Below are 13,309 nucleotides of genomic sequence, written 5' to 3'. Positions count from 1 at the left end.
GGCCTATAACTCAAATTCCTCTCCAAACTCTGCAACGCGAAATCCATTTGAGATCACTTTTTTGTACTCTTTGCTTTCAGGGGACAGCAGGGGATTGGTATGATTGAAATGGATAAAATATATTTTTTGCTTTTGAACCGGAGGAAGGGAGTTAAACAAAGTCATACTTTCAACAACAAAAGGATGCGGGATCTGGGAAAGGTCGCGGGTATTGAGCTCCTCTCCATTGAAAAAGGTCGCATCTAAAAACGCGTAATCCACTTCTGCAATCAGGGTAGTTATGTCTCGTTCCCACTTGCTCCATTTATCAATATCCGGGATAAAAAGTGCTTCTTTCGCTGGCCCTTTTATTTTATAACCCACGGTTTCTGAATATTCGTCCCTGTGGGGCACGCTGACAGGTATAACGGAAAGAGTGGGCGTAAGGCGTATAATGGAGTCTTCAGAAATACCTTTTAAAACAATGTTTTTCTGCTTTACCAATTGATTCCAGGGGCCGTTGTTTTGCAGAAAATCTATCATCCTGGGCATCGCATAAACCGGCACTTCGGATGCATTCACCGCTTCCCTCCCAAGATACATGAGTCCGGTATAATGACCAATGTGTGCATGCGTAAGAAAAACACCGTCGGGCATTTGGTCTACTGAGGTGTTTGCAATCCTGTTTAAGTTGTGGATTTGAAAGGTGATATCAGGAGTTGCTTCAAGGAGAAATCGCTTCTGGGCTTCTTTATCGACCAGGCCAAGAGATACGACTTTCCGGGCCGGATCCGGCTTATTATAGAGATCGGCACAACAACTCTTTTTACATCCCAGTTGAGGAGATCCGGCATCCTGTACCGTTCCCAGGATAACCAGCTTTACTCCCTTATCAGCTTCTGTAGTTCGTGATTTATTGAGATTGCCCCGCTCCTCCGTTTTATTTTCTTTGCAGGACCAGGCCAGTATTAATACTATTGCAGCCCCGTATCGGAACAACCGTATTATGGGCCATGTTTTCATTGATACAACTCTTTGTAGTATTGGATTGCCATCCGATTGCTTGAAAATGCGGGCACGACATCGTCCATTCCCTTAAAGACGACTTCAGACCATTTATCAGGAGCATTGTAATACATTGGCAGAACTTTTTCCTCCAGGCACCGGTATAGATTGGCACTATCAAAATCGTCCTGTTCGTGAACCGGACTCTTATAGTCAGCTTCAGGCAGAATAAAGCTGTTCTTTTCATTTTTCGCGAACTCGGGAATCCATCCATCATTGACAGAGAGGTTCACACTGCCGTTCATTGCTGCAGACATTCCGCTTGTTCCCGAAGCTTCTCTGGTTATCCGAGGTGTATTTAACCACACATCAGACCCCAGTTTTAATTTTTTGGAGAGCGCCATTTCGTAACCCACCAGTACCGCGGTATTGGTACGGTATTTTGTAAATTGAACCAACCGGTCAAAGACTCCAATGGCCCCTGTATCTTTAGGATAAGGCTTTCCTGCCCAGATAATTTGGACCGGATGCTCTGTGCTGCTCAATATCCTTTCAAATCGCTCCATATCGCGCAGTAGCAGGTCGGCTCTTTTATATTCAGCAAAGCGACGGGCCCAGACAATGGTGAGTACTTTGGGATCGAAAAGTTTTCCAGTTTGATCGAGTACCACATCAAAAAGCTCTTTTTTTAATACGGCTTTTCTTTTATGAAAGGCGGATACATTTTTGTTTTTTCTGGCTTTCTGAAGTGAAATATCCTGCCAGAATTTTTGATTTTGTGCATTGGTAATGGGAAAGATTCCACCACTGCCCGTATTTCCATTCCACATTGCACGGGATACCTTTGCGTGCAATTTGGAGACCGCATTGGTCCTTTTTGCCATGCGCAAAGCAGCCACCGTATAGCTCAATCGATCAGAACCTCCTGTTTCCTTCATCAGCTCATCATGAGACAACTTTTTCCCAAAAAACCCACTGTCGTTTAGCACATGAGCATCCCTTTCCACATTTCCTGCCATTTCGGGGGTATGCGTTGTAAAAACCATTTGTTCTTTGCCTACTCCCTGGTTTCGCAGATAGTAAAAGGCCGGTAACGCATGACCCTCATTGAGATGGTAAATATCTGCCCCACCAAGCGCCTCTACCAGTTTTGCGCCGCCAATTCCCAGTACTATACTCTGGCAAATGCGGGTAAGTTCGTTACTGTCATATAAATTATTCATGATAGACCTGGAAAGGTCATCATTGCCCTCGACATCTGTTGTTAATAAATAAATGGGCACAGAGCCAAAAACAGAGGGCTTTAAGACCATCGCCCTGACTTTAACTGCATTATTCCCGAATATATTGACCTCCACTTCGTGTCCGGAATCTTCTAGAAAACTGTAATGTTTTTCAACAAAATGAGGGTGTAGCGTCTGGTCTTTATTTCTCCCCTGGTCGTAGTAACCATACTTCCACAGCATCCCGATCCCGACAAGGTTCTGCTTCAGCTCAAATGCCGAAAGCATATGTGATCCCGCAAGAAATCCGAGACCTCCTGAATATATTTTCAGGGCCTGGTGAACTGCAAATTCCATACTAAAGTAGGCCGCCTTTTTCTGGAAAGCTTTATCTGGCCTGTAGGGATGATACCACTGATGATATTTACTGCTCATAGATGCGTTTCTTTAAGATGGCAGTAAAAATATGCAAATCCGGACATTTAGACGGAAAATGACAATAATCATTTATAACCAAACAGGCCTCAACAGGAGAAGGTTATGTGTACCATATAGCGAATTCTAAAAATAGTCCGAAAGTGGGTTATCTAAGAACTGCCTGGTATTTAGAAGTGTCCTTGAGAAGCTCACTGCTGGTTAAGATGGCCTCATCGTTTTGGAGGTAATAGTCATAGAGTCCTTCACGGTAGAAATATCTTTTGATGATTTCGTCAGTGAGTTGTTTCCCGATCTCTTTCTCATAAGTATCGAGGGCTTCATATTTACTTTTCTCAATGGAACTCAGCAGGGCCTTTGCATCTGCCATTACTGTAGAATTGAACACCTCCTTATTCTGACCAGAGAGGGTTTCTTTTAGCACTTTTTCAGCTTTGGTCTCAAATTCGAAAGAACTTTTTGCAACATGTTGTTTAAAGCCGTCATAATCTGAACGGGTAAAATTAAATGACGTCATTTCGGAAAGCGGATGGCCGTAATAATAATCCGTGGCATAATTAAAGATGACGCCATTATTCTCCAGGGCAGTTAAGAGATCGTTGCTTTTTAGGGAAGCGATCTGAATGTCGGGCATCACGCCGCCGCCATCCTGAACCTTTCTGCCATTCCTGGTTTGGAAATCCTTAAACTCAGTATTCCTGATGGCATTGCCATCATCGTCCCGGTTCCAGTAGTCGAGCGACTGAATACACCTGCCCGAAGGGGTATAGTAGCGGGAAATTGTCACTTTTAACTGAGTTCCATAGGTAAGTTTCAATGGTCTTTGCACCAGCCCTTTTCCAAAACTTCTCGCTCCGACAATCACCGCGCGGTCCAGGTCCTGCAAGCTCCCGGATACAATCTCACTGGCTGAGGCACTTCGGCCATCAATCAGCACCACCAGAGGAATCTCTTCATCCAATGGCTTATTCCTTGTCTCATAGGTCTGGTTGAATTTCTTAACCTTTGATTTTGTCGTCACCACAAGCGTCCCTTTTGGAACAAAAAGATTGGTTACATTTATCGCTTCGGATAACAAGCCCCCTGGATTTCCCCTCAGATCAAGAATCAACTTTTTCGCCCCTTCGGCCTTTAGAGAGAGTATAGCCTCCTTGGTTTGAGAAGAGGCCTTTTTGTTAAATCGCGAAAGCACTATATAGCCGGTTTCGGCATCAACCATTTTAGAAAAGGGTACGGCATCAACTTCGATAGCCTGCCTTTCAATGGTGGCGTTATAAGTTTTTCCCTGTCGGGTATACCTAACATCAACGGAAGTTTTATTTGCTCCTTTCAGCAACTCACTGGCATCGTCCTGAAAATCGGCAATTTCAATTCCTGAAATGGAAATAAGTTCATCCCCGGCCTTTAGTCCGGCTTTGTCTGCGGGATACCCCTTGTAAGGCTCTATGATGACCAATCTGTCATTGTATGATCGCACCAGAGCTCCGATCCCGGAGTATTCCCCTGTGTTGTTGATACGATATGATTCCACATCCTGCTCATTGAGGAATTTGGTGTATGGATCAAGGTCGTCCAGCATATTTTTAATGGCTGTATCCATTAATTCTGCGGGATTGGTTTCATCCACATAATTCATATTCAATTCCTTGAAAAGCGTGGTGAATATTTCTATCTGTTTTGCAATTTCAAAAAAATCGGATTTGAAACTACTGGCTGCTAAAAAAACGAAGGCTGCCAGCACAGGAATGAGCACTCTTTTATGAATCATCTTTTTCATTTGCTTCACGAGTTAAAAATTTGTCGAAAATGCCCTGCATCTTCTTTTCTATAACGTTAAAAGATGGCATTTCCTTACCAAGGTATAAAAACATTAAGGCATAGTTTCCTTCTGTTTTGTTAAAAAAAATGTGCTTATTGAGACGATAGCCCTCCCTGAGTAGCCGTTTTACCCTGTTTCTTGAGACGGCACTTTTAAAGTTTCTTTTAGGCACAGAAAACCCCACCTTTATTCCGAAGACTTTATTTTCGGTTTTCAGATAAATTAATTTTAACGGAAAGACCGTGATAGAAGATCCTTTGGTAAAGACTTCCTGAATTTGTTTTTCGTGTTTTAATTTTTCTTCTTTGGGTAATGTAAACTTCATCAGAAGGCAAAAATAGCAAGAATAAACTTGCGCGGCAGGGATGATAATTGTCATATTTTCACCACAACTAAGGCGGTATCTTGTGGTCCTGCATGAAGTTCACGAACAATTGAGTAGTTATGGGAGAAAAAATAGTCAGGAAGATTAATAACCACGAAGATAAAAAGGAGTATATCGACCATCTCCTGAAAGACATCGAGACCCTTGAATTGATGTTAAACAAGGGCCTTTTTTCAGCAAAGCCCATTCATATTGGAGCGGAACAGGAGTTCTGTCTGGTGGATGAATCCTGGGATCCTTCCAGCCTTGGGACTGAAATACTTGAAGATATTGCTGACGAACACTTTACCTCTGAACTCAATAAATACAATCTGGAACTCAACCTGGACCCCCTTAAATTAGAAGGAAGCTGCTTTTCAGATCTTCACAAACAGCTCAACACTCTGATGACAGTGGCCAAGGACGCCGCAGCCAAACACAAGGCAAAAGTGATCCTGACAGGAATATTGCCAACCATCTCATACAAGTACCTCCAGTATGATTATATGACGCCTGTTGATCGTTACAAGATCCTCAACGAGGCTATACAGGCAATTCGCAAAGACGATATCGAATTACACATTAAAGGGGTTGATGAGGTCAATCTCCACCATGATACTATACTGTACGAAGGTTGTAATACCAGTTTTCAGGCCCATTTGCAAATCGATCCGGAGCATTTTGCAGAGTCTTACAACTGGGCACAGGCCATAGCCGGCCCTGTCTTATCTATTTGTGCCAATTCTCCAATGCTGCTTGGGAAAGAACTATGGGAAGAAACCAGGATCGCCCTCTTTACCCAAAGTGTTGACACCCGCAGAAGTACTTTTATTCTCAATGAGAAAGAATCTCGTGTGAATTTTGGACAGGACTGGGTAACCGGAACCATAGCCGATTTTTATAAAAACGCTGTGGTTAATTTCAGGAGCCTGGTAACCACGACATTTAACAGCGACAGCTTAACTCAGTTTCATCAGGGTGAAATACCAAAACTTAAGGCTTTATCCCTGCACAATGGCACTACGTACCGCTGGAACCGACTCTGTTACGGCATAACCGATGGGAAACCTCATGTTAGAATTGAGAACAGATACATGCCTTCCGGCCCTACAACCGATGATGAAATTGCCAACATGATGTTCTGGGTAGGACTTATGCATGGCAGACCAAAGTCGCTGGATAACATCCATACAAAAATGGATTTTAAAGATGTAAAGAGTAATTTTTTCAGTGCTGCCAGATACGGGATGAGCGCCCAATTCTACTGGGAAGGGAAGCTTATCAGCAGCAAGGATCTGCTTCTCGACCATTTACTTCCAATGGCCTTCAGAGGGTTGTATAGTATGAATATTGAACCCAGGGATGCCGAGCATTACCTTTCCATCATAGAAAGGCGAATCAAATCTCAAACCGGATCCCGATGGATGATCAATGCTTACCGCAAACTTCTGAAAGAAAACAAGACTTCAGAAGCTCTTAAGATTCTGGTTGCCACCATGTATGAAAGGCAGCAGAAAAGATATGCGGTAGACGCCTGGCAATTACCCAGGGGAGACGAATACAAGATCCCCGATACTGAAATTCGGGTAGGCGACCGTATGAATACCAGGACGATAACCGCTCAGGATATAGACAGTCCGGAACTGGTCTTAAAAATGATGTTGTGGAAAAATATTCACCATGCGCCTATACTTGATAACGACCTCAATCTTGCAGGCTTACTGAGTTGGGTGGACGTGAAGCACTTTCAGAACCATCCGGAGGAGCGCCCCGATAGTCTGAGAGATATTATGAAAACCGATCTGATCACAGTGACCGAAGACGTATCTTTAAGCAAGGCTAAGCAAATGATGGACGAAAATAATATTCACTGTCTGCCAGTGGTTAAAGAAAAGAAACTGGTAGGAATTATTACCAGCAACGATCTCTAATTGATGACAGAAATTATTACCCCTCACGATACACGAATGAAAAGGATCCTCGGCCATATCAAAGGCAAGGAATCCGGCCCAGTCCTTGTCTTTTTTGGAGGAGTACACGGAAATGAACCTTCCGGAATACAGGCTCTTGAGCATGTCTTTGACGAACTCAACACAAGAGCATATCCCATTAAGGGAAACATTTATGGTATAGCCGGTAACATTCCCGCTTTACTGGCGAAAAAGCGATTTCTGGAGAGAGACCTCAACCGCATTTGGTTCAAGGATGAAATCCAGGAAATGGAAGAAGGAACCCAGAAAAAGGTCACTTCAGAAGACAGGGAACGCCTGGAAATTCTTCAGGTAATCAGAGATCTGCTCACGGCCCATCAGGAACCTATTTATTTTATCGACTTTCATACTACATCAAGTAAAACACTTCCGTTTATCACTATTAATGACGCGATGATTAACCGGAAGTTTGCCCGCCAGTTTCCCGTACCCATTATCCTGGGGATAGAAGAATACCTGGAAGGTCCTGTATTGAATTATATCAATGAATACGGCTATGTGTCTATCGGGTTCGAATCGGGGCAGCACGCCACCGAAGAAGCAAAAATCAACAGTATTGCATTTTTCTGGCTGTGCCTGGCGTATTCAGGTGCCTTAACTGCAGATGCCATTCCAAATTTCAACGACTATGTACAAGAGTTGAGGCAATCAGCTGCCCATAACCGGAATTTCTATGAGATCACAGAGCGCTACGCTATTGAGCCCGGGGAGAGCTTCACAATGGAACCTGGTTTTGAAAGCTTTGAGTCGGTTAAAAAGGGAACTTTCCTGGCGAAGCACAATGGTAAATCTGTGGTCGCTTCCAATAAAGGCATTCTTTTTATGCCCCTCTATCAGAAGCAGGGTGCAGAAGGGTTTTTTATGATCAGGCGTATTCCAAAATGGGTACTCAGCCTTTCCGGCGTTCTGAGGAAAGTAAAGGCAGATCATTTACTTGTACGTCTTCCCGGAGTATCCTGGAAAGACAAAAACAAATCTCAATTGATCGTAGATCTCAGGGTAGCCCGTTATTACAGCAAGGCCTTCTTTCACCTGCTCGGGTACCGCAACAGAACAATAGACAGCGAACACATCCTGATTAAGAACAGGGAGAAAGCAGCCCGAAACGACCTTTACAAAGACAGTCCCTGGTTCTGATCTGTTCTACTGCTGTTCGGCAAGCCAGAGATTGTTGTTGACTCCAATATCCGCCATCAGCTGTGAAGGGTCAATGACTACTGCTTTTATACTGGAAACAGGTTTGCTGAGCTCGAAACGGTAATCGGGATAGGCCCAGGGCCAATCTTCCAAAACAGTTCTTTTTACCTGCCCGTAAGGATTCTCTTTTTCCCCGCGCATCATTCGCAAAGGAATGTAAAAGGTTTCCTGAGTTCCGTCATTGTATACCACAAGAATATCCAGAGGCATGGGCATAAGGCCTATGCGCTCGAGGATCACCTCTGTGCCGGTTCCGGCTTCATTTACAGCTTTGATCCCGTAATCAATCGTATTAGTGGTTTGAGTCCAGTCTGTTAAATACCAGTCGAGCTCCATTCCGGATATTTTCTCTGCAGTCCGCTTAATGTCGTTTGGGGTAGGGTGTTTAAATTTAAAATCGGCATAGTATTTTTTCAAAGTAGCCATCAATTTATCCTGCCCTATGATATATCCAAGCTGAGCCAGGAACACGGCCCCCTTGCTATAGGCAGAACGCCCATAAGCTACATTGAATTCAAAACGGTCTGCATGGGTGCTTTGAGGTTGTTCTTTTCCCGATTGCACCAGGCTGTAATAGCCATCGTAAGATCCCTGAAACGGGTTAGGATTTTGTCGATTCATTACGGTATTCATACAGAGACTGGAAATAAAAGAGGTAAAGCCCTCATCCATCCATTCGTGCTTTGCTTCATTGGTAGCTAATATGTGCTGAAACCATGAATGCGCCAATTCGTGTACCATGACCCCCACAAGGCTCTCAAATTTTCGCTCTCCTGTTATCAGAGTGCTCATAGCGTATTCCATTCCGCCATCCCCGCCTTGTACCACTGAATATTGTTCGTATGGGTAAGGGCCGATATTTTCATTAAAGAACTTCATGGCCTGTGCTGTTTTGGGCTGAAGGTTTTTCCAGTTCTCCAGGATTTCAGCTTTGTCTTTATAAAAAAAGTGCAATACAGGTCCGTTTTCCATCCGATAGGTATCGTGAATATAATCGGGATCGGCCGCCCACATAAAATCATGAACTTTTGGTGCCTTAAAGTGCCAGGTAAGGTTTTTTCCTTTCACCTTTTTCACTTTGGTTTCGGGCGATTGGTAACCATGACCTATTTCATCCGGGTTTTGTAAGTATCCAGTACCCCCGATGGTATAATCTTTATCAAGGGTGATCTTCACATCAAAATCTCCCCAAATCCCATGAAACTCTCTGGCGATATAAGGATCGGCGTGCCAGCCTTCAAAATCGTATTCTGCCAGTTTTGGATACCACTGACTCATGGATAAGGCAACACCCTCCTTATTATTCCTGCCAGACCTCCTTATCTGCAACGGAACCTGCCCTTCAAAATCCATCTCAAAGGTGCTGGATGTATTGGGCAGTATAGGATGGTCGAGGTCTACGACAAGAACAGTGCCTTCTAGTTGATAGGAAACCGGCTTTCCATCCTGTGCCAGAGAAGAAGCCCTAAGGTATCCTATCTCATCGGGCGATAGAGATGCAATCCTACTTTTATCATCCTCCGTCATACGTTTGTCCGGATCGGCGATAGTCTGCAACCTGATATCCATCTCACTTCCCGGCTGGAAAGCATTAAAATACATATGGTAGAATACCCTGTTGAGGGTGTCGGGAGAATTGTTGGTGTACACCAGGCTTTGTGTTCCGGTATATCTGTACGTTTCCACATCCATATTCACCTCCATTGTGTAATCAACCGCCTGTTGCCAGTACGAATGATTGCCTTGTGCATAACTGACTCCGGCCAGGAAAACCAGAACTATAGTGGCTGTAATAAACTTAATTTGCATTCTCATATTACGGTAATTTTACTTTAGAATCCGACACTCTTTGTGCCATGATAAGGGCGTTGTAGGCATTGACAATTTTTCCTGATCGGGAAAGCTGGTCAAAAGATCTGGACTTCGCAGGATCTCCTGCCACTACAACTGAAAGTTGAGTGCTCAGGCCTGAATCCATCAGTATCTTTTTAACCTCTGCAGCAGAGAGTTTTGGGAAGTAAGACCTGATCAATGCGGCAACTCCGCTAACCGCCGGGGCGGCCATGGAAGTTCCACCCTGGAATTTATACTCACTCCCGGGCATGGAAGAATACACCGAACCGCCTGGTGCAAACACATCCACATTTCGCGACCCGAAATTAGAGAAGGAAGCCACCATTTCAGAACCATAAGTATCATTTATGGCGCCTACAGTGATTAGATTTTCAGCAAATTCCCGTTCCCCGTTTTTGTGGTCATTTGGGTAATTTACATTTTCGGGACTATCGAGGTCATTCCCATCGTTACCAGCAGCGTGCACAATTAGAACATCATTCTCTGCCGCGTATTTAATGGCATCATACACCCATTCTGCTTTCGGACTAAACGATTTACCAAAACTACCGTTGATGATTTTGGCTCCGTTGTCTACGGCATATCTGATGGCCAGGGCCACATCTTTGTCGTATTCGTCCCCGTTTGGCACGGTCCTGACACTCATAATTTCCACATTGTTGGCCACTCCGTTTACTCCAAGGCCGTTATTCCGCTCCGCGGCAATGATCCCGGCCACATGTGTACCATGGCTTTCATCGGCTACGCGATTTGAAGGGTTGCCGTTGCCGTAGTCTGTGTCTGAGAAATCATAAGGGTTATCACCAACAACTTCTCTGCCATTGAAATCTACATTGAGATGGTAGTCGAGCTTTTCATTGTAAACAGCAAGACCTTCATCAGCTCTTTCAATGTCACCTTCAATAAGTTCAATTACCTCAGGAAGGCTGTCTCCGTAATTGAACATTTGTTGCACCACACTAATGTTGCGCTGAAAATTTGAGTCGGTTGTGCTGATAGCGTCAACCTCCTCTTTAGAATAATCTTCCTTTCCCAGATTTTTTGCCACTGCCTCATGAGATTGTTTTACAATCCCGAGGATTTGTTCGGTTTGTTGTTTGGTACTCAGGATCATCTGCCTGGTTTCCCTGGCTTCTTTTAGTTCTTCATCAAGCTTTTTCCTCGCTTTTGCCCTCAAGGCTTCATCGCCTAAATTCAACCTCAGAATACGGGCATGTTCAAGTTGTTCATTATAGGCTTCTCCCAGGAAATTATAGCCGTGTACATCATCGATATAACCATTTCCGTCGTCGTCAATGCCATTTCCTGCCTTCTCGTCCCTGTTTGTCCAGATAACTTCATCCAGGTCTTCGTGATCGAGATCTATGCCGGAATCGAGGACGGCCACGATAACCGTATTTCCTTTTTTGTTTCCAATAATCTCTTCATACGCACGATCTACACTCATTCCCGGGATAGTGTCTGTAAGCAGATCAGCATGTCCCCAGGACTGTCTTTCTTCCTCTGTCAGAGCCATAACCTTCAGGGGCACTGCGTCTATATTTTCAATTGGGGTTGATACAATATTTATACTGCCGCATCCAACCGTCAACAAACCAATACCCCAAAGGGCAGCCTGTATTTTCATCTTCTTTATCATCTCAATCATCTTTATGTATTTTACTGTAATAATTTCCTTTATAAGGCAACCGGATAACCTCAACACATCCGCGGTCGGCCATGGTAACATAGACGGTTTTTCCGTCCTTTCCTCCAAATGCCAGGTTTGAAGGGTTTTTGCCCTTCAGTTTTATCTCTTTGAGCAATTTTCCTTCCCGGGAAACCATCACTACGGTTCCTTTTCCGTATCGCGTGATAAGTAAATTCCCTTTTTCATCGCATCTCATCCCATCGAGACCAAAATCTTCAAATTGAATCAAAAGTCTTTTATCAGAAACGGTTCCATCGGGCAGAATGTTGTATTTCCAAACCTTCCTCTGAACCGATTCATTTACGTAGAGGAATTTGCCTTCCGGACTCACCTCTATCCCATTGGTCGTTCCCATTCCGGTCTCTAGTAAAACCAGCTTTCCGGCAGCAGGAACCATCCAGAGATTTCCACTATTTTTCTCCCAATTGGGATCGCTGAGGTATATAATACCTGCATCCGATATTGCCAGGTCATTGGGCTGGTTCATCTCAGGCCCATCAACCCATACCTCCGGAGTCCTCGAACCACTCTTTACCCTGTATACCTTATGTCCGGCATAATCAGCTATGTACATATGCTGTTCTTTATCAAAGCGTATGCCATTTCCAATGCTGCCTTCCGGGAGGTGGAAGTATACTTCTGCCTCTCCTTTCTCATTTACCCTTCCTATGGTTCCCTGCTCCTTAAAATTTACCGCAAACAGCATCCCTGAACGATCTACAGCCGGACCTTCAATTCCTTCAGTAAAACTAAATTCCGGGGTAAGGTCTGTGCTTTGAAAGGCGCAGGAAGTGCCGCACAAGCCCATCAGGAATAATCCTAGTAGGAAGTAATTAAGAGAATATTTCATCAAAAGAATAGGTGTTTTTCAGGCGCACCCCTTTATCGGTGTGCTGAAGTGTACAGATCTCGTTGTGAGCGTCGTGTTCCAGAAATAAATAGAAATTCTCATCTGCTGCCTTGTTGAGGAATACCTCTTTTTCAGGTAGCGTAAGAAGAGGGCGTGTATCATAGCCCATCACATAAGGCAGTGGGATATGGCCCACAGTAGGCAGAAGGTCGGCCATAAAAACAAGCGTTTTCCCTTTGTACTGCAGATGAGGGATCATTTGCTTGTCTGTATGCCCGTTAACATATAATATATCGAAATTCAATTCCGGGGATGATCCAAATGCGGATTCGGGCATTTCCACAAAAGACAGTTGTCCACTTTCCTCCATGGGAAGCAGGTTTTCTTTGAGAAAAGATGCCTTTTCCCTGGCATTGGGTTCTGTGGCCCATTTCCAGTGAGGATCATTGGTCCAGAAAACAGCATTTTTAAATGCGGTTTCGTATCCCGTTCTGTCGGCATTCCACTGAACACCGCCCCCACAGTGGTCAAAATGCAGATGGGTCATAAAGACATCTGTAATATCGTCGCGATGAAATCCGGCTTTTTTCAGGGAGGCGTCGAGCGAATGATCACCCCAGCGGTAGTAGTAGCTGTAGAATTTATCTGATTGCTTGTTCCCCATTCCGGTATCAATCAGGATAAGCCTGTCTCCTTCTTCAATAAGGAGGCATCTTGCCGCGATATCGATCATATTATTGCTATCCGAGGGATTTGTTTTGGTCCATAGAGATTTCGGTACTACACCGAACATAGCCCCACCGTCTAATTTAAAATTTCCCGCTTCTATAGGATACAACTTCATGAAATCAATAAAACAGGGCGCAAATTAAGAAAAGAGTGACCGATTACATCGATTGAGC

The 13,309-nt window shown here is 44.1% G+C and carries 10 protein-coding genes; 2 read left to right on the top strand and 8 right to left on the bottom strand.

The features are described 5' to 3' along the window. Positions 1-3: 3 nt before the first annotated feature. The 4 genes from ACA086_RS01955 to rnpA all read right to left on the bottom strand — a co-directional run bounded on the left by ACA086_RS01955 (position 4) and on the right by rnpA (position 4,786). A complete protein-coding gene (locus tag ACA086_RS01955) occupies positions 4-1,002 on the bottom strand; it encodes an MBL fold metallo-hydrolase (protein ID WP_371001638.1) in 999 nt (332 codons plus the stop codon). Beyond that, positions 999-2,642 (bottom strand): alpha-glucan family phosphorylase, encoded by a 1,644-nt coding sequence (gene glgP / locus ACA086_RS01950; RefSeq protein WP_371001637.1) that lies wholly within the window; start codon positions 2,640-2,642, stop codon positions 999-1,001. The genes ACA086_RS01955 and glgP overlap by 4 nt, the downstream gene beginning before the upstream one ends. A gap of 148 nt (positions 2,643-2,790) precedes the next feature. Continuing rightward, positions 2,791-4,419, bottom strand: a complete 1,629-nt coding sequence (locus tag ACA086_RS01945; RefSeq protein WP_371001636.1) for a S41 family peptidase — start codon at positions 4,417-4,419, stop codon at positions 2,791-2,793. Further along, positions 4,400-4,786, bottom strand: coding sequence for a ribonuclease P protein component (gene rnpA, locus ACA086_RS01940; protein WP_371001635.1), 387 nt, complete (start codon positions 4,784-4,786; stop codon positions 4,400-4,402). Before rnpA ends, ACA086_RS01945 begins: the two co-directional genes overlap by 20 nt. A gap of 119 nt (positions 4,787-4,905) precedes the next feature. Here rnpA and ACA086_RS01935 point away from each other — a divergent pair, with 119 nt between their 5' ends. Together ACA086_RS01935 and ACA086_RS01930 are read left to right on the top strand one after the other, a co-directional pair. Beyond that, the gene (locus ACA086_RS01935; protein ID WP_371001634.1) at positions 4,906-6,756 is read left to right on the top strand and encodes a CBS domain-containing protein; all 1,851 of its coding nucleotides are present in this window, start codon (positions 4,906-4,908) and stop codon (positions 6,754-6,756) included. A 3-nt stretch (positions 6,757-6,759) separates the two neighbouring features. Then, positions 6,760-7,953, top strand: a complete 1,194-nt coding sequence (locus ACA086_RS01930) for a succinylglutamate desuccinylase/aspartoacylase family protein (protein ID WP_371001633.1) — start codon at positions 6,760-6,762, stop codon at positions 7,951-7,953. Positions 7,954-7,959: 6 nt separating this feature from the next. Here ACA086_RS01930 and ACA086_RS01925 read toward each other — a convergent pair whose 3' ends face one another. The 4 genes from ACA086_RS01925 to ACA086_RS01910 are packed head-to-tail and all read right to left on the bottom strand — an operon-like array spanning position 7,960 to position 13,251. Then, complete coding sequence (locus ACA086_RS01925; RefSeq protein ID WP_371001956.1) at positions 7,960-9,822, bottom strand: M1 family metallopeptidase; 1,863 nt, start codon at positions 9,820-9,822, stop codon at positions 7,960-7,962. Positions 9,823-9,829: 7 nt separating this feature from the next. Then, the gene (locus tag ACA086_RS01920; RefSeq protein WP_371001955.1) at positions 9,830-11,506 is read right to left on the bottom strand and encodes a S8 family peptidase; all 1,677 of its coding nucleotides are present in this window, start codon (positions 11,504-11,506) and stop codon (positions 9,830-9,832) included. A 1-nt stretch (position 11,507) separates the two neighbouring features. Then, positions 11,508-12,407: an SMP-30/gluconolactonase/LRE family protein gene (locus ACA086_RS01915; RefSeq protein ID WP_371001632.1), complete on the bottom strand. Its 900-nt coding sequence runs from the start codon at positions 12,405-12,407 to the stop codon at positions 11,508-11,510. Then, positions 12,391-13,251 carry an MBL fold metallo-hydrolase gene (locus ACA086_RS01910; protein WP_371001631.1) on the bottom strand — a complete coding sequence of 287 codons (861 nt, stop codon included), beginning with the start codon at positions 13,249-13,251 and terminating at the stop codon, positions 12,391-12,393. The genes ACA086_RS01915 and ACA086_RS01910 overlap by 17 nt, the downstream gene beginning before the upstream one ends. Between the last annotated feature and the right edge of the window lie 58 nt (positions 13,252-13,309).

It is taken from the genome of Muriicola sp. E247 (assembly GCF_041358175.1).
GTDB lineage: Bacteria > Bacteroidota > Bacteroidia > Flavobacteriales > Flavobacteriaceae > Muriicola.
Note: the sequence above shows the minus strand (reverse complement) of the source record. Positions and strands in the feature narration are given on the sequence as shown.